This window comes from Kitasatospora sp. NPDC097691 (assembly GCF_040302665.1).
Lineage (GTDB): Bacteria > Actinomycetota > Actinomycetes > Streptomycetales > Streptomycetaceae > Kitasatospora.
Genome location: NZ_JBEORY010000004.1, coordinates 208,716 through 231,121, shown reverse-complemented (window position 1 = coordinate 231,121; position 22,406 = coordinate 208,716). Strand labels below are relative to the sequence as shown.

21 protein-coding genes and 1 pseudogene are annotated in these 22,406 nt (G+C 72.7%); 14 read left to right on the top strand and 8 right to left on the bottom strand.

Annotation, left to right across the window (positions count from 1 at the left end; genetic code table 11):
* Positions 1-203 precede the first annotated feature (203 nt).
* The 7 genes from ABTY56_RS04985 to ABTY56_RS04955 all read right to left on the bottom strand — a co-directional run bounded on the left by ABTY56_RS04985 (position 204) and on the right by ABTY56_RS04955 (position 6,207).
* Complete coding sequence (locus ABTY56_RS04985) at positions 204-1,589, bottom strand: 8-oxoguanine deaminase (RefSeq protein WP_350626637.1); 1,386 nt, start codon at positions 1,587-1,589, stop codon at positions 204-206.
* Between the two features lie 78 nt (positions 1,590-1,667).
* Positions 1,668-3,131 (bottom strand): nucleobase:cation symporter-2 family protein, encoded by a 1,464-nt coding sequence (locus ABTY56_RS04980; RefSeq protein WP_350626635.1) that lies wholly within the window; start codon positions 3,129-3,131, stop codon positions 1,668-1,670.
* 263 nt (positions 3,132-3,394) lie between these two features.
* Positions 3,395-4,315: a factor-independent urate hydroxylase gene (pucL, locus tag ABTY56_RS04975; RefSeq protein WP_350626633.1), complete on the bottom strand. Its 921-nt coding sequence runs from the start codon at positions 4,313-4,315 to the stop codon at positions 3,395-3,397.
* Positions 4,316-4,347: 32 nt separating this feature from the next.
* Positions 4,348-4,683, bottom strand: a complete 336-nt coding sequence (gene uraH / locus ABTY56_RS04970) for a hydroxyisourate hydrolase (RefSeq protein ID WP_350626631.1) — start codon at positions 4,681-4,683, stop codon at positions 4,348-4,350.
* A gap of 170 nt (positions 4,684-4,853) precedes the next feature.
* Entirely contained in the window at positions 4,854-5,357 is a 504-nt protein-coding gene (gene uraD / locus ABTY56_RS04965) for a 2-oxo-4-hydroxy-4-carboxy-5-ureidoimidazoline decarboxylase (RefSeq protein WP_350626629.1), read from the bottom strand.
* A 227-nt stretch (positions 5,358-5,584) separates the two neighbouring features.
* On the bottom strand, positions 5,585-5,965 hold the full coding sequence (locus ABTY56_RS04960; RefSeq protein ID WP_350626627.1) for a helix-turn-helix domain-containing protein: 381 nt from the start codon (positions 5,963-5,965) through the stop codon (positions 5,585-5,587).
* Complete coding sequence (locus ABTY56_RS04955; protein ID WP_502893026.1) at positions 5,962-6,207, bottom strand: thiamine-binding protein; 246 nt, start codon at positions 6,205-6,207, stop codon at positions 5,962-5,964. Before ABTY56_RS04955 ends, ABTY56_RS04960 begins: the two co-directional genes overlap by 4 nt.
* Positions 6,208-6,422: 215 nt before the next feature.
* Between ABTY56_RS04955 and ABTY56_RS04950 the strand changes: the two genes are divergently transcribed.
* The 14 genes and pseudogenes from ABTY56_RS04950 to ABTY56_RS04885 all read left to right on the top strand — a co-directional run bounded on the left by ABTY56_RS04950 (position 6,423) and on the right by ABTY56_RS04885 (position 21,996).
* Entirely contained in the window at positions 6,423-7,286 is an 864-nt protein-coding gene (locus ABTY56_RS04950) for a TIM barrel protein (RefSeq protein ID WP_350626623.1), read from the top strand.
* 98 nt (positions 7,287-7,384) lie between these two features.
* On the top strand, positions 7,385-8,272 hold the full coding sequence (locus ABTY56_RS04945; protein WP_350626621.1) for a 2-hydroxy-3-oxopropionate reductase: 888 nt from the start codon (positions 7,385-7,387) through the stop codon (positions 8,270-8,272).
* Positions 8,273-8,667: 395 nt separating this feature from the next.
* A complete protein-coding gene (locus ABTY56_RS04940) occupies positions 8,668-9,810 on the top strand; it encodes a glycerate kinase (RefSeq protein WP_350626619.1) in 1,143 nt (380 codons plus the stop codon).
* A gap of 184 nt (positions 9,811-9,994) precedes the next feature.
* A complete protein-coding gene (gene allB / locus ABTY56_RS04935) occupies positions 9,995-11,404 on the top strand; it encodes an allantoinase AllB (RefSeq protein WP_350626617.1) in 1,410 nt (469 codons plus the stop codon).
* A pseudogene (gene alc / locus ABTY56_RS04930) lies at positions 11,394-12,461 on the top strand (allantoicase); the annotation flags it as partial. The gene allB and the pseudogene alc, both read left to right, overlap by 11 nt.
* A 288-nt stretch (positions 12,462-12,749) precedes the next feature.
* Positions 12,750-14,210, top strand: coding sequence for a catalase (locus ABTY56_RS04925; RefSeq protein WP_350626614.1), 1,461 nt, complete (start codon positions 12,750-12,752; stop codon positions 14,208-14,210).
* 430 nt (positions 14,211-14,640) lie between these two features.
* Entirely contained in the window at positions 14,641-15,420 is a 780-nt protein-coding gene (locus ABTY56_RS04920; protein WP_350626612.1) for an IclR family transcriptional regulator, read from the top strand.
* Positions 15,421-15,696: 276 nt separating this feature from the next.
* Complete coding sequence (locus ABTY56_RS04915; RefSeq protein ID WP_350626610.1) at positions 15,697-16,614, top strand: metal-dependent hydrolase; 918 nt, start codon at positions 15,697-15,699, stop codon at positions 16,612-16,614.
* A gap of 196 nt (positions 16,615-16,810) precedes the next feature.
* A complete protein-coding gene (locus ABTY56_RS04910) occupies positions 16,811-17,917 on the top strand; it encodes a PDR/VanB family oxidoreductase (RefSeq protein ID WP_350626608.1) in 1,107 nt (368 codons plus the stop codon).
* Between the two features lie 16 nt (positions 17,918-17,933).
* Positions 17,934-18,887 carry a M24 family metallopeptidase gene (locus tag ABTY56_RS04905; RefSeq protein ID WP_350626606.1) on the top strand — a complete coding sequence of 318 codons (954 nt, stop codon included), beginning with the start codon at positions 17,934-17,936 and terminating at the stop codon, positions 18,885-18,887.
* On the top strand, positions 18,884-20,626 hold the full coding sequence (locus tag ABTY56_RS04900) for an SDR family oxidoreductase (RefSeq protein ID WP_350626604.1): 1,743 nt from the start codon (positions 18,884-18,886) through the stop codon (positions 20,624-20,626). The genes ABTY56_RS04905 and ABTY56_RS04900 overlap by 4 nt, the downstream gene beginning before the upstream one ends.
* Before the next feature lie 97 nt (positions 20,627-20,723).
* The gene (locus ABTY56_RS04895) at positions 20,724-20,921 is read left to right on the top strand and encodes a type II toxin-antitoxin system VapB family antitoxin (RefSeq protein WP_350626602.1); all 198 of its coding nucleotides are present in this window, start codon (positions 20,724-20,726) and stop codon (positions 20,919-20,921) included.
* On the top strand, positions 20,914-21,330 hold the full coding sequence (locus ABTY56_RS04890) for a PIN domain nuclease (protein WP_350626600.1): 417 nt from the start codon (positions 20,914-20,916) through the stop codon (positions 21,328-21,330). The genes ABTY56_RS04895 and ABTY56_RS04890 overlap by 8 nt, the downstream gene beginning before the upstream one ends.
* 45 nt (positions 21,331-21,375) lie before the next feature.
* Positions 21,376-21,996, top strand: a complete 621-nt coding sequence (locus tag ABTY56_RS04885; protein WP_350626598.1) for a LysE family translocator — start codon at positions 21,376-21,378, stop codon at positions 21,994-21,996.
* 68 nt (positions 21,997-22,064) lie between these two features.
* Here ABTY56_RS04885 and ABTY56_RS04880 read toward each other — a convergent pair whose 3' ends face one another.
* The gene (locus tag ABTY56_RS04880; protein WP_350626596.1) at positions 22,065-22,358 is read right to left on the bottom strand and encodes a hypothetical protein; all 294 of its coding nucleotides are present in this window, start codon (positions 22,356-22,358) and stop codon (positions 22,065-22,067) included.
* Positions 22,359-22,406: the final 48 nt, after the last annotated feature.

Here is a 22,406-nt window from a genome sequence, read left to right as displayed (position 1 = left end):
GCCCCCCCGCGCCCGCCCGCGCCGGGGCGGGGGGCGGGGGGCGGGCGGGGGGGGGGCCCCCCCGGGGGGCGCCCCCCCCCCCCCCCCCCCCCGCGGCCCCGGACCCTCGCCGTGGGTCCGGGGCCGCGGTCCGCGCACCCGCGGCGGGGTGCGCGGAGTCCGGGTGCGCACCGTCCCTGGGCGCCCCGGAGTCCGAGGGTGCGTCAGACCGCCCGGGCTGCCAGCTCCCTGGCGGCCCGGGCGCAGTCGCGCGCGATCCGGTCCTCGTTGACGGTGGTCAGCTGCCCCTTCTCCACCACCGCGTTGCCGTTGACGAAGAGCACGGACAGCGGCGGCAGCGCGCCGAAGGTGAGGGCGGCGACCGGGTCGGCGATGGAGGAGTGCATGACCCCGTCGATCTTCCACAGCGCGAGGTCGGCGAGCTTGCCGACCTCGATCGAGCCGATCTCGTCCTGGCGGCCGAGCACCCGGGCGCCGCCCATGGTGCCGAGGCGCAGCGCCTGCCGGCCGGTGAGGGCGGTGGGGGAGCCGTGCAGCCGGTTGATGAGCAGGGCGTTGCGCAGCTCGGTGCCGAGTTCGCCGGACTCGTTGGAGGCGGTGCCGTCCACGCCGAGGCCGACCGGGACGCCGGCCCGGAGCATGTCGGGCACCCGGGCGATGCCGGCGGCGAGGCGGGCGTTGGAGGACGGGCAGTGGGCGACGCCGGTGCCGGTCTCGGCGAACTTGGCGATGTCGGAGTCGTTCATGTGGACGCAGTGCGCCATCCAGACGTCCTCGCCGAGCCAGCCGACCGACTCGAAGTAGTCGGTCGGGCCCATCCCGAACAGCTCCTTGCAGAACTGCTCCTCCTCGGCGGTCTCCGAGCCGTGGGTGTGCAGCCGGACGCCCTTGCGGCGGGCGAGTTCGGCGGACTGGCGGAGCAGGTCGGTGGAGACCGAGAAGGGCGAGCAGGGCGCGATGGCGACGTGCAGCATCGAGCCGAAGGAGGAGTCGTGGTAGCGGTCGACGGCGGCCTCGGAGGCGGCCAGGATGTCGTCCAGCGCCTCGACGGCGTGGTCCGGCGGCAGGCCGCCGTCCTTCTTGCTGCGGTCCATCGAGCCGCGCAGCGCGGTGAACCGCAGGCCGAGCTCCTGGACGGCCTCGATCGAGGCGCCGAGGATGTCGCCGCCGTCCTCGGGGAACACGTAGTGGTGGTCCGAGGCGGTGGTGCAGCCGGACTTGAGCAGTGCGGCGGCGGAGCCCTGGCTGGCGGCGTGGACGAGCTTGTCGTCGATCCGGGCCCAGGTCGGGTAGAGGGCGACCAGCCAGTCGAACAGGATGTGGTCCTGGGCGAGGCCGCGGGTGATCCACTGGTAGAAGTGGTGGTGGGTGTTGACCAGGCCCGGGGTGATCAGGTGGCCCTCGCCGTTGATCCGGCGCACGACGTTGTCCAGCCACGCCGGGGCGGGGCCGTCGCCGACCGCCTCGATCGTGTTGCCGAGGATGACCACGTGCCCGCGGGCGTACTCGGTGTCGTTCGCGTCCACGGTGGCGATCGCGACGTTCTCGATCACGATCCGCTGGTCGGCGGGTGGGGGCTGGACTGCCATGGTGTCACTCCTAGGGGGGAGGGCCGGGAGGGGCGCGTGTCGGGCGTGTGCGGGTGGCACGCGCCCCTCCCGGGCCGGTCAGGACGGTGTCGCCGTCGGCACCGTCGCGCCGGAGGCCTGGCCGGATCTGGACCGGCGGGCGGTTCCGACGTGGTGGAAGAGCAGGTTGAGCAGGACGGCCATCACGCAGCCGGCCGAGATCCCCGAGTGCATCAGGGTCCGGACGGCCTCCGGGAAGGAGTCGTAGAACGTCGGCACGGCGATCGGGATGATGCCGACACCGAGCGAGACCGACACCAGGATGGTGTGGGAGCTGGACTCCATGCCGGCCTCCGCGAGGGTGCGGATGCCGCTCGCCGCGACCGTGCCGAAGAGCACGATCCCGGCGCCGCCGAGGACGGGCTGCGGCACCAGGGAGACGACCGAGCCCAGCACGGGGAACAGCCCCAGCAGGACCAGGATCCCCCCGCCGGCCGCGACCACGAAGCGGCTGCGGATCCTCGTCAGCGCCACCAGCCCGATGTTCTGGGCGAAGGCGCTGGCGGCGAAGCCGTTGAAGACGGGGCTGAGCGCGGTGGCCAGGCCGTCGGCCCGCAGGCCGGCGGCGAGCGTGGGCTCGTCGGCCTCGCGCTCGACGATCTTGCCGAGCGCGAGCATGTCGGCGGTGGACTCGGTCATCGAGACCACCATGACGATGCAGAGCGAGACGATCGCGGCAGCGTCGAACATCGGCGCGCCGAAGTGGAACGGGGAGGGGAGCGCGAAGACCTTCGCGTCCCGGACCGCGCCGAAGTCGGCCAGTCCCAGCGGGAAGGCGATCAGGGTGCCGAACGCCAGGCCGACGAGCAGGGACAGCTGCTGCCAGAAGCCGCGCAGCAGTCGGTTGCAGAGCACCACCGCGGCGAGGGTGATCGCGGCGAGGCCGATGGCCCGCATGGAGCCGTACCCGGGGGCGCTCGGCGAGCCGCCGCGCGCCCAGTTGACCGCCACCGGGAGCAGGGACACCCCGATGAGGGTGATCACGGTGCCCTGGACGACCGGGGGGAAGAACCGGATGAGCTTGCAGAAGTACGGCGCCGCGAGGAAGCACAGGACCCCCGCGACGATCACCGCTCCGAAGATCACCGGGAGGGCGTCCTTCGGTCCGTGCTCCTTGGCTATGGCGATCATGGGCGCGACCCCCGCGAAGGAGACGCCGTTCACGAACGGCAGTCGCGCGCCGATCTTCCAGACGCCGAGGGTCTGGAGGAGGGTGGCCAGCCCGGCGGTGAACAGGCTGGCCGAGATGAGCAGGGCGAGTTCGGCGGGGGAGAGCCCGACGCCGGCGCCGACGATGAGCGGGGGTGCGACGACTCCCGCGTACATCGCGGCGACGTGCTGGAGTCCGGTGGAGATCAGCTTCACCGGGGGCAGCAACTCGTCCACGGGGTGGGGCCCGCGGCCGGACGGCTCACCGGGGAGGTGGGCCGGTGCGCCGTCCGGGCCGTGGGTTCTTGCAGGGGTGGAACCGCCGTCTGTACTGCTGGTGTTGCTGGGTGCCATGTCGAGCCCCTCTTGTGCCCGTGGCTCCCGGCGCGCCCGCGGCGCTGGAGACCCCCCGAGGACGGGACGGCGGAGCAAGGATTCCTCGGGGTGCTTCTCCAGTGCCCCGGGCCGGCCGCCGCGAGGCAGACACGAACTCCGGTGGGTGGGGGTGGAGAAACTGGTGGTGCGGGTGGTGCGGGTGGATCTGCCCGCCCGGACTCGACCGGCCTGCGAGGGCCGGAGGGTGCGGCGATTCCGGGCGGTGTTCACGGGTGGGGAGGTCAGACGACCGGGATGACCGGGATGACGCCCTCGCGGTGCACGGTGCCCTCGATCAGGCCGTACATGCGGTCCGCGGCGTAGTAGACCTCGTTCTCGTTCTTGAGGCCGAAGGGCTCCAGGTCGACGAGGAAGTGGTGCTTGTTGGGCAGTTCGAGGCGTACCTCGTCCACCTCGGCGCGGTTGTTGAGGACCCGGGTGCCCATCGCGTGCAGGGTCTGCTGCAGCGAGTAGGAGTAGGTCTCGGCGAACGCCTCCAGCATGTGGCGCCTCACGTGGGCGTAGGAGCGGTTCCAGTTGGGCTGGGCCTCGCCGTCCCGGCCGCTGTAGCCGTACTTCCAGCGGGCGGTGACCTGGGTGGCGAGGATGCGGTCGTACGCCTCCTGCAGGGTGGTGTACTTGTCCTTGATGTAGCCCCAGAACTCCGAGTTGGTGGAGTTCATCACCACGAGGTCCTTGAGGCCGGAGATGACCCGGACGGTCTCGCCGTCGTAGGAGATCTCGGTGGTGCGGACCTCCTGGCCGCTGCGGACGAAGGAGTGGCCGACCTCCTCCGAGCCGATGAAGCGGGCCGAGCTGTCCGGCGTCCGGATCCGGTCCCAGGAGTACTCCTCGATCCGGATCCGGGCGCCGTGGACGACGCCGCGCTCGGTGTTGTCGACGAAGTGGCGCGCCAGGACGATGCCGAAGGCCTCGGCCGACTCGATGCCGTACTCCTTGGCGAAGGCGTAGACGGTGTTCTTGGTGGTGTCGGTGGGGAGGCAGTTGGCGTTGGAGCCGGTGAGGTGGACGTCCTCGAACTCACCCTGGAGGGAGACCGAGACGTTCAGGTCCTTGATCTCGTGCCGGGTGGAGTCGCGGGAGATCCGGACGATGCGGTTCTCCGCCTTGCCGTACTGGTTCTGACCGAGCACGTGGGCCATGACGTGGCTCCTAGAGCTTCCAGGTCGGTCTACTAGCTTCCGCGGTAGACCGAGTATCCGAACGGGTTGAGCAGCAGCGGCACGTGGTAGTGGTGCTGTTCGGGCGCGACCGTGAAGACGATCGAGACCTCGGGGAAGAACGGCGGCTCCGTCGACTCGAGCGCGTAGTAGGCGCCGGTGTCGAAGAGCAGCCGGACGACCGAGCCCGCCTCCACGGCCGGCAGGTCCTTGACCCGGCCGTCGGAGTCCGTGGCGGAGGTGCCGAGCACCTGCCAGCCACCCTCGGTGTGCAGTGCGAGCTCGACCGGGACACCCTCGGCCGGGCGGCCGAGGCTGGTGTCGAGCACGTGGGTGGAGATGCCAGTCATGGGTGAAGTGACCTTACTGATGGCAGATGTGATGATGCGTCAGTTTCCTTGCGACATGTCGGCGTGTCGGCGTGTCGATGTTTCGACGTTCGACGTTCGACGCGCGAGAGCGACATGACCTGACGGTACGTCGGAAATCGTGTCGGGCGGTGCCTGTCGGGCGGTGTCCGTCAGGCGGCGTCGATCAGGCGGTTGAGCCGGATGTCGTTGATCTTGCGCAGCTCCCCGCGGACGATCTCCGCCTCGGTGGCGGCGTCGTTGGGGTGGCGCTCGCGCAGGGCGGCGAGCATGCCGGTCGCGGTGCGGCCGGTCGCGCAGATCAGGAAAACGTGGCCGAACTTCGCCTCGTAGGCGGCGTTGGCCTCGCGCAGTTCGTCGAGGACCGCTTGGTCCACGCCCTCGATCCCGGCCTGTTCGCGCTCGGAGGTGGCGTCGCCCGGCTTGGGCGTGCCGATCCGGGCGTGGCCGGCCATCGCGTCGCGCAGGTCCTCGACCGTCAGCGACGCCATGGCCGCCGCGTTGGCGGCGAGCAGGGCCTCGCGGTCGGACCAGGGTTCGGCCTCCGCTATCGCGGCGGCCCAGCGGGGGCTGGAGCATACCTCCAGCAGGATCGCTTCCAGCTCCGCGGCATCGGCCGCGGCCAGGGCGTCAAGGGCGTGGGGGTGGTTGGTCACGGGTGGACCTCCTGAAGAGTGGTGCCACCCGGAAAAGCTAGATCGACCCCACCCGGTCGTCAACACTTTGTTGAACGGTTGGTGGTTACGTTTTGAACCGGCCCGCCGTGCCGGGCCCTTTCGTGTGCGATTCGCCAAGTGTGCCCCGCCGCGGGCCGATCCAGACTGGCCGTGCCGACGGGGTCACCCGTTCGGAAGCCCCCGACGAGGGGGCTTCGGGAAGCTCGTCAGGAGGACTTCGAGCCGTCCTGGCGGTTCAGGTAGTTGTACACCGTGAAGCGGCTGACGCCCAGGGCCGAGGCGACCGTCTCGACGCCGTGGCGGACGGTGAAGGCGCCGCGCTCCTCCAGCAGGGCGACGACCCGCTGCTTCTCCAGCCGGTCCAGCTCGGCCAGCGGGCGGCCGTCGAACTGGCGGGTCATCTCGGCCAGCAGCCGGTCCAGCGCGCTGCTCAGGTGGGGCAGCCGGACGGCCAGCGCCGGCGTTCCCTCCCACTCCAGGACGACGTCCTCGGCCTTGGCCTCGTCCAGTGGGACGGGTGTCGCGCCGACCGCGTCCAGCAGTGGCTTTATCGCCGCGGCGAGCGGGTGTTCCACGTGCTCGGTCACGGTGCACCGCCCTCCTCGTTCAGGACGCTGACCTGGACCGAGATGCGGGTCGCCCCGGCGTCCAGGGTCTCCCGGAGCAGCTTGGTCACCGCGGTGAGGACCTGGTCGGCCTCGCCCTCGGCGCCGGTCCCGAAGGGGCCGACCGACACGGCCAGGCCCGCCTCGTCGACGACCTTGCGGGCCGCCGCGGCGTGCTCCGGGAACGTGTCCAGTTCGAACGGTTCTGTCGTGAACTCCACCATCAATCGCACGGGATCACTGTATCGAGCGGGGGTGCGGGCGGGCAGGGGCTGGGTGATCGAACAGCCGGGTCCGGGGTGGCGGAGTGCGCTCCGAGCGTCTTCAACAAAATGTTGCGACGCCCTTGACACTCGCTTCGCCGGCCGGAGATGCTTCCACCACACAGAATCCCTCTTCCGGATCGTGGAAGTTGCGGATGACGGAAGAGAGATGAGAGGTGATTGACGTGACGGCCGCTGCCAAGCACCACTACACGGTCAACCTGTCGATCCTGTTCGGCGAGCTGCCCCTCCTGGAGCGCCCCGCCGCGGCCGCCGCGGCCGGCTTCACCGCCGCCGAGCTCTGGTGGCCATTCGGTGAGGAGCACGACCCCTCGGAAGCCGGGATCGACGCGCTCCGCAAGGCGTTCACCGACGCCGGGGTGCGGCTCACCGGTCTCAACTTCCTGGACGACCTCAGCAAGGGCGCCCGCGGTACCGTCTCGGTGCCGTCCGAGCGGGACCGCTTCCGGGCCAACGTCCCGGTCGCCGCCGGGATCGCCGGCTCGCTCGGCACCAAGGCGCTCAACGCGCTGTACGGCAACCGGGTGGAGGGCGTCGAGGCGGCCGAGCAGGACGCGCTCGCGCTGGAGAACCTGGTGCTCGCCGCCGAAGCCGCGCACGAGATCGGCGCGATCCTGCTGATCGAGGCCCTGAACAAGGCCGAGTCCCCGGACTACCCGCTGGTCTCCGCCGCCGCGGCGGTCGAGGTCGTGGACAAGGTCAATGCCGCCACCGGCCTGGGCAACGCCCGGTTCCTGTGCGACCTCTACCACCTGGCCAAGAACGGCGAGGACCTGGCACAGGTCATCGACACGTACGCCGACCGCATCGGCCACGTGCAGATCGCCGACAACCCGGGCCGCAACGAGCCCGGCACCGGCGGGCTGGACTTCGAGGACCTGTTCGCCCGGCTCACCGCCGCCGGCTACACAGGCCCGATCGGCCTGGAGTACCGCCCCTCCACCGGCGTCAGCGCCGACAGCTTCGAGTGGCTGCCGCGCGAGCTGCGCGCCGCCGAGCAGCAGCACGCGGCCGGGTGACGCCGAGCCGCGCAGCGCCCAGCCGCGCAGCGTGGCCGCACGGCGCGCCGCCGACCCACCCGACCTCCCACCCCGCACACGTAAGGAAACTCGACGCGATGAGCCGCAAGATCGCCTTCATCGGCCTCGGCATCATGGGCAGCCCGATGGCCGCCAACCTCGTCAAGGCCGGCCACCACGTCACCGGCTTCAACCTCACCCAGCCGCAGATCGACGCCCTGGTCGCGGCCGGCGGCCACGGCGCCACCTCCATCGCGGACGCGGTGAAGGACGCCGAGGTCGTCATCACCATGGTCCCGGCCGACCCGCAGGTCGAGCAGGTCATCCTGGGCGAGGGCGGCGTGCTGGAGAACGCCGGGCCCGGCACCCTGCTGATCGACATGTCCTCGATCACCCCGCAGACCTCGATCAAGGTCGAGGCGGCCGCCAAGGAGAAGGGCGTCCGCACGCTGGACGCCCCGGTCTCCGGCGGCGAGGCCGGTGCCGTCGAGGCCGTCCTGTCGATCATGGTCGGCGGCGCCGCCGAGGACTTCGCCGAGGCCAAGCCGCTGTTCGACGCGCTGGGCACCACCGTGATCCACGTCGGCCCGGCCGGCGCCGGCCAGACCGTCAAGGCCGCCAACCAGCTGATCGTCGCCGTCAACATCCAGGTGCTGGCCGAGGCCGTGGTCTTCCTGGAGAACGCCGGCGTCGACCTGCAGGCCGCGCTGGACGTGCTCGGCGGCGGCCTGGCCGGCTCGACCGTGCTCAACCGCAAGAAGGCGAACATGCTGAACCGCGAGTTCGCCCCGGGCTTCCGGATCGACCTGCACCACAAGGACATGGGCATCGTCACCGACGCCGCCCGCGCCGTGGGCGCCGCGCTGCCGGTCGGCGCCGTGGTGGCCCAGCTGGTCGCCTCCGCCAGGGCCAACGGCGACGGCTCGCTCGACCACTCGGCGCTGCTGCGCGGCGTCGAGCGGCTCTCCGGCCGCGAGGTCAAGTAACACCCCCGGGGGCTCCCACGCGGAGCCCCCGGCCCAAGCTCCTCCTGGCGGCGTGTACCCATCCGGTCGTGCCCGCGCCGCCAGGAGGTCGAACCCGACCGGCGTGCGGGCAGGGGCTCATCCGCCCGCCCGCCGGTCGATCCAGCCGGTGATGCGCAACTCCCACCAGGGGGCACTTCGGTCGTGCCTGCGCGTCGCCCGGCCCCCTCCCCGCCGAGGGGAGCCCCCCGTACGTCGGAAGCGGGACGGGGGGAACGGCGGGGAGGGGGTCGCACCCCACCCAGGACCCGACCGCACCGGACCTGCCGGGGGCTCGCACCCCCGGACCTCCGGGCACATGCTTGACGCACGTCGCAGAACCACCGCCACATCCGTACGGAAGCGAGGACCACTCCATGCCCCCCACCCCCCGCCAGGGCCATGTGGTCGTCGCCCCCGACAAGTTCAAGGGCAGCCTGGAGGGCGCCGAGGTGGCCGCCCGGATCGCCGCCGGCATCCGCCGCGCCGCGCCCGGCACCGAGGTGCGCGAGCTGCCCGTCGCCGACGGCGGCGAGGGCACCCTGGCCGCCGCGCTCGCCGCCGGCTTCGACCGGGTCCCGGCCAAGGTGGCCGGTCCGACCGGTCTGCCGGTGGACGCCGCGCTCGCCGTCCGGGGCGACACCGCCGTCGTCGAGCTGGCGCAGGCCTCCGGCCTCGCCCGGCTGCCCGGCGGCCGGACCGCCCCGCTCGCGGCCGGGTCCTTCGGGGTCGGCCAGCTGATCGCCCGGGCCGTCTCGCTCGGCGTCAAGCGGATCGTGCTGGGCCTCGGCGGCAGCGCCTGTACGGACGGCGGCGCGGGCATGGCGCAGGCGCTCGGGGTGCGCCTGCGGGACTCCGACGGCGCCGAACTCCCGCCCGGCGGAGCCGCGTTGCGCAGGCTCGCGGAGATCGAGCTCGGCCCGCTGGCCGACGCGCTGGGCGGTGTCGAGATCGTGGTGGCCTGCGACGTGGACAACCCGCTGCTCGGGCCGCGCGGCGCCACCGCCGTCTACGGCCCGCAGAAGGGCGCGGACGGCGACGACCTGGTGGTCCTGGAGGAAGGACTGACCCGGTTCGCCGACCTCGTCGCCGAAGCCACCGGACGGGACGTCCGGGAGGCCCCCGGCGCCGGCGCCGCGGGCGGGGTGGGCTTCGCCGCCCTCGCCCTGCTCGGCGCCACCATGCGACCCGGCATCGAGCTGCTGCTCGACCTGCTGGGCTTCGACGAGGCCGTGCGTGGGGCACGCCTCGTCGTGACCGGCGAGGGTTGCCTGGACGCGCAGACGCTCCATGGCAAGGCCCCCGCCGGGGTTGCCGCGGCGGCCGCCCGGGCGGGGGTTCGGGTGGCTGCCGTGGCGGGCCGGCTGGAACTCGCCGAGCCCCAGTGGCGGGCGGCAGGGTTCGCCGCCGCGATCGCGCTGACCGACCTGGCCGAACAGCCGGGGGACAGCATGACCAAGGCCGCCGAGCTCGCCGAGGTCGCGGGGGAGCGGTTGGCCGGCGCGCTGCTGCCGCGCTGAACCCTCGTAGGTTCATCCATTGACGTTTTGTTGAAGGCGGGCCTAGGCTCCCCGCAATCCCTCGGCTCCTCCTTCGCCTCCCCTTCGCCTCCTTCCGCGGAAACCCCGCCGCGAACCCTGCCGCGAACCCTTGCGAAGCACCCCCCAACCACCACCCCCGACTCCCAGGTTCCGGAGGTCTCCCATGCCTTTCAGTCAGCCGACGGTGATCCGCTCCCGACGGGTGGTCCTGCCCGACGGCGAGCGCCCCGCGGACGTGCTGATCCGGGACGGGAAGATCGAGCAGGTCGTCGCACACGGCTCGCTCACGGCCGGCGACCGCGAACTCGCCGACCTCGGCGACACCGCCCTGCTGCCCGGACTGGTCGACACCCACGTGCACGTCAACGAGCCCGGCCGCACCGAGTGGGAGGGATTCGCCACCGCCACCCGGGCCGCCGCGGCCGGCGGCGTCACCACGATCATCGACATGCCGCTCAACTCGATCCCGCCCACCACCACGGTGGAGGGACTGCTGGTCAAGCGGAAGACCGCCGAGGGCCAGGCCTGGGTCGACCTGGGCTTCTGGGGCGGAGCCGTCCCCGGCAACGTCGCCGACCTCGAACCCCTGCACCGCGAGGGCGTGTTCGGCTTCAAGAGCTTCCTCGCCCCCTCAGGGGTGGACGAGTTCCCGCACGTCGAGGCCGCCGACCTGGAAGCCGCGCTGACCGAGCAGGCCCGGATCGGGGCACTGGCGATCATCCACGCCGAGGACCCGACCGTCCTCGCCGCCGCCCCGCAGCAACCCGGCGTCCACTACCGGGACTTCCTGGCCTCCCGCCCCGCCGACGCGGAGACCGCGGCCGTCGCCCACCTGCTCGACACCGCCCGGCGTACCGGCGCCCGGGTGCACATCCTGCACGTCTCCTCCGCCGCCGTGCTGCCGCTGCTGCGCCGCGCGCGGGAGGACGGCGTCCGGGTGACCGCCGAGACCTGCCCGCACTACCTGACCCTCGCGGCCGAGCAGGTGCCCGACGGTGACACCGCCTTCAAGTGCTGCCCGCCGATCCGCGACGAGTCCAACCGGGACGCCCTCTGGGAGGCCCTGGCGAACGGCGAGTTCATCGCCGTCGTCTCCGACCACTCGCCGTCCACCCCCGACCTCAAGCTGCTGCCCGAGTACGGCGGCAGCGGGGACTTCGCGGCCGCCTGGGGCGGCATCGCCTCGCTGCAGCTCGGCCTGCCGGCCGTCTGGACCGAGGCCCGCCGCCGCGGCCACACCCTGGCCGACGTCGTGCGCTGGATGTCCGCCGGCCCGGCCGAACTGGTCGGCCTCACCGGCGCCAAGGGCGCCATCGCGCCCGGCCACGACGCCGACCTGGTCGCCTTCGACCCCGACGGCGAGTTCGCCGTCCGGGCAACCGGGTTGCACCACCGCAACCCGGTGACCCCGTACGCGGGGCGGACCCTCACCGGCGCGGTGCGCACCACCTGGCTGCGCGGCCGCGAGGTGGACACCGCGGCCCGCCCCTTCGGCCGGCAGCTGGCCCGGCCAGCAGGCCCCACCGCCGACCGTACCGCCGCGCGTACCGCCACCCCGTCCGATCGCTCCTGAAGGAGAGTCAGTGACCACTGCCGACACCCCGAGCGCTCCGTTCACCGAGCTGGTCAACCTGGCCTCCCGACTGCTCGGCGCGGGCGTCGTCGCCACCAACGAGGACACCTTCGCGGACGCCGAGAACCTGCTGGTCGCCAAGCCGGCCGAGTTCCGCCCGCACACCTTCGGCCACAAGGGCCAGATCATGGACGGCTGGGAGTCCAAGCGCCGCCGCGGCGTCTCCGCCGAGCAGCCGCACCCCACCGACCAGGACCACGACTGGGCGATCGTCCGGCTCGGCGTCGGCGGTGTGATCCGCGGCGTGATCGTCGACACCGCCCACTTCACCGGCAACTACCCGGAATCCGGCTCGGTCGAGGCCGCGTCCGTGCCCGGCCACCCCTCGCCGGAGGAACTGCAGGCCGCCCGGTGGACCACGATCGTGCCGCGCACCCCGCTGCGGGGGAGCACCGCGCACGAGTTCGCCGTCGAGGACGCCACCCGCTACACCCACGTACGGCTGAACATCTTCCCGGACGGCGGTGTCGCCCGGCTGCGCGTGCACGGCGAGGTGCTGCCCGACCCGCGCGAGCTGGACGGCCTCACCTTCGACCTGGCCGCCCAGGAGTACGGCGGCGTGGCCGAGGCGGCGTCCGACCGCTACTTCTCCTCCCCGCACAACCTGAACGCTCCCGGCCGCGCCTCCGTCATGGGCGAGGGCTGGGAGACCCGGCGTCGGCGCGACAAGGCCAACGACTGGGTACAGATCGCCCTGGCCGGGGGCGGCGAGGTCCTGGCTGCCGAGGTGGACACGTCCCACTTCGTCGCCAACGCCCCCGGCTGGGCCGACCTGATCGGCTTCGACGCCTCGACCGGGGCCGACCCGGCCGACGGCGAGTGGTTCGAGCTGCTGCCGCGCACCCGGCTGCAGCCCGACACCCGGCACCGCTTCCGGCTCGACGCCGGCCGCCCGGTGACCCACGTGCGCATCAACGTCTACCCGGACGGCGGGCTCGCCCGCCTCCGGCTCACCGGCCGCCTCACCGAGGCCGGCCGCGCGGCCCTCGCGCTGCGCTGGTTCAACGCCGTCCCGGGCGCCGAGGCCGCCACCGCCCTCACCGAGGCCGGGCTGACCGCCGACGAGGCCGCCGAGCTGACCGCCGCCCGCCCGCTGGCGGACCCGGCCGCGGTCGCCGCCGCCGTCGCGGCACTCCAGCCGACCGACGGCCCCGACGGCGAGCACTCCTCCCGTCGCCGCGCGGCCGCCTGGCGACTGCTCGGGGCCTGACGCCTCCGCTCTCGCCTGACGGATCGTCAGCCCACCCTCCACGCACCGCCCTTATCGACACCTGAAGGACCCTCCATGTCCAAGATCCTGACCACGGAGTCCGGCGCCCCGATCGCCGACAACCAGAACTCGGCCTCGGCCGGCGAGTACGGCCCGCTGCTGATCCAGGACCAGCAACTGCTGGAGAAGCTGGCCCGGTTCAACCGCGAGCGCATCCCGGAGCGCGTCGTGCACGCCCGCGGCTCCGGCGCCTACGGCTACTTCGAGGTCACCGACGAGGTGTCGCGGTACACCCGGGCGGGTTTCCTCTCCGAGGTCGGCAAGCGCACCGAGGTCTTCCTGCGCTTCTCCACCGTGGCTGGCAACCTGGGTGCCAGCGACGCGGTGCGCGACCCGCGCGGCTTCGCGCTGAAGTTCTACACCGAGGAGGGCAACTACGACCTCGTCGGCAACAACACCCCGGTGTTCTTCATCAAGGACCCGGTCAAGTTCCCCGACTTCATCCACTCGCAGAAGCGCGACCCGTACACCGGCGTGCAGGAGGCGGACAACGTCTGGGACTTCTGGGCCCACTCGCCCGCCTCGACCCACCAGATCACCTGGCTGTTCGGCGACCGCGGCATCCCGGCCTCGTACCGCCACATGAACGGCTACGGCTCGCACACCTACCAGTGGGTCAACGCAGACGGCGACGCCTACTGGGTGAAGTACCACTTCAAGACCAACCAGGGCGTCCGCTCCCTGGACGGCGACCAGGCCGCCGAGGTGGTCGGCGCCGACGCCGACTCGCACCAGCGCGACCTCCACCAGGCCATCGAGCGCGGCGTGTTCCCGTCCTGGACCCTCTACGTCCAGCTGATGCCGGTCGCCGAGGCCGCGGACTACCGCTTCAACCCCTTCGACCTGACCAAGGTGTGGCCGCACGCCGACTACCCGCTGGTCAAGGTCGGCCGCCTGGTGCTCAACAAGAACCCGGAGAACGTCTTCGCCGAGGTCGAGCAGTCCGCGTTCTCGCCGAACAACTTCGTGCCCGGCATCGGCCCGTCCCCGGACAAGATGCTCCAGGGCCGGCTGTTCGCCTACGCCGACGCCCAGCGCTACCGCCTCGGCGTCAACCACACCCAGCTGCCGGTGAACGCCCCGCGCGCCACCGAGGCCGCCAACTACGGCCGGGACGGTCTCATGGCGGCCAACACCGCGGGCCGCGGCAAGAACTACGAGCCCAACTCGTACGACGGCCCGGCCCAGACCGACAACGCGCTCGCCGCGCCGGTCAAGGTCGACGGCCACACCGGCACCTACACCACGCCGACCCACAGCAAGGACGACGACTTCTTCCAGGCCGGTGAGCTCTACCGGCTGATGTCGGCCGGGGAGCAGACCCGCCTGATCGACAACATCGCCGGCTTCCTGGCGCAGGTGACCCGCGACGACATCGTCGAGAAGAACCTCGCCCACTTCCACGCCGCGGACGAGGAGTACGGCTCCCGTCTGGCCGCCGCCGTCGCCAAGCTGCGCGCGGGCGACGAGGGCTGACGGCCGCCGCGGCCGACCGACCCACCCTCCCCGGCCACCGGGCCCGCACCCGGCGGCCGCACGACGGGCCTCTCCCCCCTGGGCAGTGGGGGAGGGGCCCGTCGCGGCTTCCGGGCCGCCCGGGGCGTTGTCGCGGAGGCGTGACCGCCGGGCCGTCACGGCCGGCTCGGTGCTGCCGGGTCGTCACGGTCTGGTCTGTGCTGCCGGGTTGACACGGTCGGTCGGTGCTATCGGGTCGTCACTGCCGGTTGTTACTACCGATCCGTAACCGTCGATCCGTGACCTCCGGGGCGCGTTTCCCCAGGTCGACCGGAGGTTGCTCCACGGAATGTTCACGGATATTCACGGACGGCAGTCGTCGGGCCCGCCGGGTCGATAGGCTGGTGCGTGCCCGCGGTCGCTCCGTGGGGGGACATCGGAAGGGGACGACATGTCGACACCAGCCCCGGGTCGTCACGCCGCGCTGGACCAGGGCCTGACCGGCCCGTTCACCTCCCTGCAGCACGCCCTCAGACTGCTGGAGGCGGTCGACCGCCACCCCGACGGCGCCACCCTGGTGGGCCTCGCGCGGGAGACCTCGCTCGGGCTGCCCACCGTGCGGCGGCTCGCGGAGATCCTGGAGATCGAAGGCTATCTCCAGTGCCAGGACGGCGGTTGGGTGCTCGGCGGCACCTTCGCCCTGCTCGGGCAGAACAACCGAGAGCAGTTGATCAAGGCTCGACTGAACCGCAAACTGGCCGAACTCCGGGACGAGTTGGGCGCTGCGGTGTACTTCAGCCGTTACCACGACGGCGAGTTGTCGGTGGAGGCGGTCTCGGCGGCCGACTACGCGCCGGCCGTGCAGGAGTGGGTGGACTTCCGGGCCACCGCGCACGCCAGTGCGATCGGCAAGTGCCTGCTCAGCCAGCTGGACTCGGACGGCCGGCGCGACCACCTCTCCCGGCACCCGGTCGCCCGGCTCACCTCCCGTACGGTGACCGACGCCGACCAGCTGATGCACCGTCTGGAGCGGCAGCCGGCCACCGTGCCGGTGCTGGACATCCAGGAGTACGCGCTGGGCACGGTGTGCGCGGCCGTGCCGATCACGGCGGGCAGCACGGTCGGCTGCCTGGCCACCTCGATGCCGGCGGGCAACATCCACAAGCTGAAGGCCGCCGCCGAACTGCTGGCGGCCCGGGCGGCGCCGCTGATGCTGGCGATCGCGGTCTGAGCCGCCCGCCCGAAGGGCCCCGCCGGACGTGTCGCGTCCGGCGGGGCCCGCGCGTTTTCCGAGGTGCGTCCCGGCGTGCTTCCCGGGTGGTGTTCTGGGCTGTTTCCCGAGAGGTTTCCCGGGCTGATTCCCGGGAGGTTTTCCGGAGCGTCCCGCAGTGCACATCACTTATTAGACTCGATGTCGATAAGAGTCACCGAAACCCTTGTCCCGACCGCTACCCGCGAGTACGTTTCCCTGAGCCGAGCCGCCGCTCTCAGGTCAGGAGGGCCTGCCATGCCCCGATCCACCCCCGTCCCCGCCCTCGCCGCCCCCGCCGCACGCGTGCACGACAGCCTCGTCCTGGAGCCCCGGGACGTCCGCTTCGACTGGGCCCAGCTGCCGCTGCACTGGATCCCGGACGAGCCGATGGCCACCCACGTCATCAACGTGCTGCACCTGCTGCTGCCCGAGGGCGAGCGCTGGTTCGTCAAGGTGTTCAAGGAGGCGCTGCCGCTCATCCGGGACGAGCAACTGCGCGAGGAGGTCCTCGGGTTCATCGGACAGGAGGCCATCCACGCCGAGGCGCACCAGGAGGTCCTGGACCACCTGCTCGGCCAGGGGCTCGACCCCCGCCCGTACGTCCGGCAGGTCTCCTGGCTGTTCCGCCGGGTCCTGGGCGACAAGCCGGGGCTCACGGCGGCGCGGCGGCGGGAGAACATCATCGAGCGGGTCGCGTTCATCGCGGCCATCGAGCACTTCACCGCCTTCCTCGGCAACTGGGCCCTCAACTCCCCGGGCCTGGACCGGGCCAAGGCCGACCCGACGATGCTCGACCTGCTGCGCTGGCACGGTGCGGAGGAGGTCGAGCACCGGAGCGTCGCCTACGACCTGATGGTCCACCTGGATCCCGGCTACCTCCGGCGGATCCGCGGGATGGCGGTGTCCGGGCCGCTGCTGGTCCACCTCTGGGTGCGCGGCGCCCGCTTCCTGCTCGCCGCCGACCCGACCCTGGCCGGGCGGCTCAAGCCCAGCTGGCGCGAGGTCGGGCGGATCGCCAAGCGCGGCCTGCTGCCGGACCCGATCAAGTCGGTCCGCTCCGGACTGCGGTACCTGCGGCCGGGCTACCACCCGACCCAGGAGGGCTCCTCCAGTCAGGCGCTCGGCTACCTCGCCACCTCACCGGCGGCCCGCGCGGCCGCCGCGAGCGGCTGACGGCCGACAGGGTTCAGCGAACGGACGACAGGTGACAGCGAACAGATTTCAGAAAACGTCGGCTGTCATCTGTGATCTGTCGTCTGTCGTCTGTCGTCCCTCGCCGGTCAGCCGTCATCCGTCGGCTGTGACCCGCCACCCGCTCCTCTCCCGACGCCTCTCCCGACGCCTTCCCCGACGCCAAGGACCCCGCCGGATGGACCTGCTCAACCCGCCCCCCGACCTCTACGGCCGCCCGCGCGCCGACGCCTTCATGCGCCGGCTCACGGCCTTCGGCGACCGCTACTCCCCGGCCCTCGGCGGCCCCCTGCTGCGGCGCAATCCCCGCCGCCCGTTCAGCCGCCCCACCCCGCCGCTGCAGCTGGTCGTCACCGCCCGCCGCGAACCGGCCGCCGACGTCGTCGAGTTGCAGCTCGCCGACCCCTCCGGCGGCCCGTTGCCGGCCTGGCAGCCCGGCGCCCACCTACGCCTCGCCCTGCCCTCCGGCCGCGAGCGCCACTACTCCCTCAGCGGTGACCCGGCCGACCGCGCCGCCTACCGCATCGCCGTCCGGCGGCTGCCCGACGGCGGCGGCGGGTCCGTCGAGATCCACGACACCCTGCACCCCGGCGCCCGCCTCACCGCCCGCCGCCCGCGTAACGGCTTCGCCTTCTGTGCCGAGCCCGCCGTCCTCCTGCTGGCCGGCGGCATCGGCATCACCCCGCTGCTCCCGATGGCCCGCGAGGCGCAGCGCCACGGCCTGGACTGGCGCCTGGTGCACGTCGGCCGCAGCGCCGACTCCCTCCCGTACGCGGACGAGCTGCGGGCCCTCGACCCGCACCGGGTGGTGCTGCGCACCGACGACGAGCACGGTGGCGTGCCCACGGGTGCCGAACTGCTGGCCCACGCCCCGCGCGGCGCCGCCGTCTACTGCTGCGGCCCGGCCCCGATGCTCGCCGCCGTGCAGCGTGCCCTGGACGCCGGCCCGGAGGGGTCCGACGGGCCGACCGGCGCCCTGCACTTCGAGCGCTTCGGTGCCGCCCCGATCGCCGACGGCGCGCCCTTCGCCGTCCGTCTCGGCACCGACGGCCCGATCCTCGACGTGCCCGCCGACCGGTCCGCCCTGGACGTGCTGCGCGAGGCCCGCCCGGATCTCCCGTACTCGTGCCACCAGGGCTTCTGCGGCACCTGCGAGGTCCGCCTGCTGGCTGGCTCGCCCGACCACCGGGACCGCCGCCTGACCCCAGAGCAGCGCGCCGCCGGTGCCCTGTTGCCCTGCGTCTCCCGGGCCGCCGAGGGTGAGACCCTCGTGCTCGACCTCTAGAAGGAGCAGCCCCGCCATGGCGAAAGCGACCCCAGCCTTCCGCTACACCGAGCGCGATCTCGCCCGCTTCCGCGAGACCCAGCAGCTCGCCTACCACTGCGCCGAGCAGGTCGCCGGCTGGATCGAACCCGGCGTCACCGAGCGGCAGGCCACCGCCGAGCTGCGCCGCCGCCTGGTCGCCGCCGGGGTGCAGGACTTCTTCCACGTCCCGTTCGCCTGGTTCGGGGACCGCACGGCGTTCCGGCACTTCCACACCCCGCTGCAGTTCTTCGCCGGCAACCGCCGCCTGGAGGAGGGCATGCCGTACGTCCTGGACTGCGCGCCGGTCGTGGACGGCTACACCGCCGACATCGGCTACGGCGGCAAGGTCGGCGAGAACCGGGTCTGGGACCGGCTCGCCGCCGACCTGCGGGTCTACCGCGAGCTGATCCTCGACGAGGTGCGGGCCCGCAAGCCCCTCGACGAGGTGTACGCGGCGGTGGACGCGCAGCTCGCCGCGCACGGCTACGACAACCGCCACCAGGTCTACCCGGGCCGGGTGATCGGTCACCAGGTCACCCGCACCGTGGCCCGCGGCCCGGCCGGGGTGAACGTCTTCGGCTTCGGCGTGCGCACCCTGCAGACGCTCGGTCGCGAGCTCATCTCCGAGCGGCTGCACGGACGTTCACCGCTCTGGGCGGACGGGCGGTTGTCCCGGCACGCGCCCACCCCGGGCCTGTGGGCGGTCGAGCCGCACATCGGCTTCCGCGGCGTGGGCATCAAGTTCGAGGAACTGCTGGTGGTCACCGAGGACGACGCCTTCTGGCTGGACGACGACCTGCCCCACGTCCGCCGCTGGACCGCGAACGCGAACACGACGTCCGCGACCGCGACCGCCGCACCCGATGCGGCCGCCGCACCCGCCGCACCCGCCGCACCCGCAGCCGCCGCTACGACTGCCGAGCCGAGCACCCTGGAGGGCACCCGATGACGACCCCGACCCGCCGCCGGACCGTCCACTCCGGCGGTCTGCCGCTCGCCGTCTTCGAGCAGGGCGACCCGGCCGCCCCCACCGTCCTCCTCGTCCACGGCTACCCCGACACCCACGCCGTCTGGGACGACATCGCCGCCGACCTCGCCCGCGACCACCACGTGGTCCGCTACGACGTGCGCGGCGCCGGCGAGTCCGGCGTCCCCGCGGACCGCGACGGCTACCGGCTGGAGCGCCTGGCCGACGACCTGTTCGCCGTCGCCGACGCGGTCAGCCCGGACCGCCCGGTCCACCTGGTCGCCCACGACTGGGGCTCGATCCAGTCCTGGGAGGCCGTCACCGCGCCCGACGCCGAGCGCCGGATCGCCTCGTACACCACCATGTCCGGCCCCAGCCTGGACCACATGGGGTACTGGCTGCGCCACCGGCTGCGCCGCCCGACCCCGCGGCACCTGGGGCAACTGCTCCACCAGGGCCTGCACTCCTGGTACATCACCGCCTTCCACCTGCCCTACCTGGCCCCCGGCGTCTGGCGCCTCGGCCTCGCCCGGGCCTGGCCGCGGGTGCTGCGCGACCTGGAGCACGTCACGCCGCGCGCCGACCACCCGCAGCGCAGCCTGCGCCGCGACGCCGTGCGCGGCATCGAGCTGTACCGGGCCAACTTCCGCCCCACCATGGGCAGTCCGCGAGAGCGGCCGACCCTCGTGCCGGTCCAGCTGATCACCCTCACCCGGGACCGCTACGTCGGCACCTACCTCTCCGAGGGCCTGGAGCGCTGGGTGCCCGACCTCACCCGCAGGACGCTGCACGCCGGCCACTGGTCGGCGCTGCTGGAGAAGGGAGCAACCGTGGCCGGCATGGTCCGCGAGTTCACCGCCCGCACGGAGGCCGGCCGCGCCGGCGAAGCCGCAGGGGAGCGACCGGCCCTGGACGACGGCCGGCTGGTGGTCGTCACGGGCGGCGGCAGCGGCATCGGCCGGGCCACCGCGCTCGCCTTCGCCGAGGAGGGCGCCCGGGTGGTGGTCTGCGACCTGGACCTCGCGTCCGCCGAGCGCACCGCCGAACTCGCCTCGCTGATCGGCCCCGCGGCGCACGCCTACCGGGTGGACGTCTCCGACGGCGCGGCGGTGGACGCCTTCGCGCAGACCGTCGCCGCCGAGCACGGGGTGCCCGACGTGGTGGTCAACAACGCGGGCATCGGCCACTCCGGGACCTTCCTGCAGACCACCGAGAAGGAATGGCAGCGCGTCCTGGACGTCAACCTCTGGGGCGTGATCCACGGCTGCCGCGCGTTCGGCACGCTGATGGCCGACCGCGGCCAGGGCGGCCACATCGTCAACGTCTCCTCGGCCGCCGCCTACCTGCCCTCCAAGGCGCTCACCGCCTACGCCACCAGCAAGGCCGCGGTGTTCATGCTCTCCGACTGCCTGCGCGCCGAGTTCGTCGAGCACGGCATCGGCGTCTCCACCATCTGCCCCGGCATCGTCAACACCAACATCACCCGCACCTCCACGTTCTCCGCCACCACCGCCGCCGAGCAGGCCGCCAAGCAGGCCCGTGCCGCCAAGCTCTACGCCCGCCGCGGCTTCCCCCCGGAGAAGGTCGCCACCGCCGTCCTCGCCGCCGTCCGCACCGGCAAGCCCGTCGTCCCCGTCACCCCCGAGGCCAAGGCCGCCCGCTTCCTCTCCCGCCTCAGCCCCGGCCTGCTGCGCCTCGCCGCCCGCCTCAACGTCACCTGACCGGGTGAAGGTCACCGGAACGGGCCATCGGTGGCCTGCGGTATCAATACGCTCGAAATCGATATCGCAGGCTCGCTCCGCCCCCAGGAGGTCGACCATGGCCCGTACGGTGATAGACGTCAACGACGATTTGCTGGCCCAGGCGGCCGAGATTCTCGGTACGACGACCAAGGTCGCCACCGTCAACGGGGCCCTCGCGGACCTTGTGAAGCGCCGTAAGGGTCAGGACTTCCTCGACTGGCTCGCCGAGGGTGGTCTGCCCGATCTCACCGGGCCGGTGGAAAAGGGTGAGTGAGCGCTTCCTGATCGACAAGTCGGTCTTCGCCCGCCACACGGAGCCGGCGGTTCGGGTCCTGATCGACCGGCTGTTCCGCGCGGGGCGGCTCGCGATCTGTCGGGCTGTCGAGTTGGAGATCGTGCACAGCGCCCGCTCCAGGGCTGACGCCGACCGGATCCGGGAGGGCCTTCAGGGCTTCGACCGGCTGCCCACGCCCGACGAGGTCTGGGACCGCGCCATCGAGGTGCAGGCGCTCCTCAGCGCCGCCGGAAACCGGCGGGCCCTGTCGGTACCGGACCTCGTCGTCGCGGCCACCGCCGAGCGGCACGGTGCCACCGTGCTCCACTACGACGGCGACTACGACATGATCGCCGCCGTCACCGGCCAGCCGACCCGGTGGGTCGCCCCGCCCGGCTCCGTGGACTGACACCTCGCGAGGCGCTGTCCGGGTCCTGTGAGAGCATCCAGGGCCATGGAGATGACAACCGCGCTGTGGTCCTTCGCCCTCGTCGTGGGGTTGCTCACGCTGACGCCCGGGATCGACACCGCGCTGGTCCTGCGGACGTCCGCGCTGGGCAGGAAGGGCCAGGCGTGGGGCGTCGTGCTCGGGATCCAGACCGGGACGCTGATCTGGGGGACGCTGACCTCGGCGGGGGTGACGGCGCTGCTGACCGCCTCGCAGCTGGCGTACGACGTGCTGCGCTGGGCGGGCGCCGCGTACCTGGTGTGGATGGGCGTCGGGATGCTGCGCAACCGGGGTGCCCGGGCGGCGGCCGAGGACGAGCCGACGGAGGGCGGGTTCGGGCACGGCTGGCGGCGGGGCACGCTGACCAATCTGCTGAACCCCAAGGTCGGGGTCTTCTACGTGGCCGTGCTGCCGCAGTTCATCCCCGCCGGGGCTCCGCACTTCGCCGCCGGTGTGGCGCTGACCTGCGTCCACGTAGTGGAGGGCGTGCTCTGGTCGACGGTGCTGGTGGGCTTCGCCCGGGTGCTGCGGGGTTGGCTGCGCCGGCCGGCCACCCGCAGGCTGATGGACCGGGTGACCGGTGCGGTCGTGGTGGGCTTCGGCGTGAAGCTGGCGCTGGGCGACTGACCGGGGCGACTGACCGGGGCGACTGGCCGGGGCGACTGCCGGCGGGCCTGTCGGCGGGCCGGCGGGCGTCAGGAGCCGAGCCGCTTCAGGCCTTCCATGAGCTCGTCGGCGTTCATGCAGATGTGCAGGTCGACCTTGGCGTTCGTGCGAAGCCAGAACGGCTCGGCGATGGACGGGACCGCGGCCTCGTCCGGGACGTCGACCACGAGGATCATGGCGCGGTTCCCGTTGCGGGCGAAGAAGTAGGCCGCCTCCGGTTTGAGTTGGGCGAGTGCTTCCCGGATGCCGTCCGCCATCGCGCCGTCGGCGACCGCCTGGTTGGCGGTGGCGGTGTCGAGTTCGATCTCCAGCAGGGCGCGCATGACCCACGCTCCTTCCCCGGGCTCGGGGCGAGTCCGCAACTCCAGCGT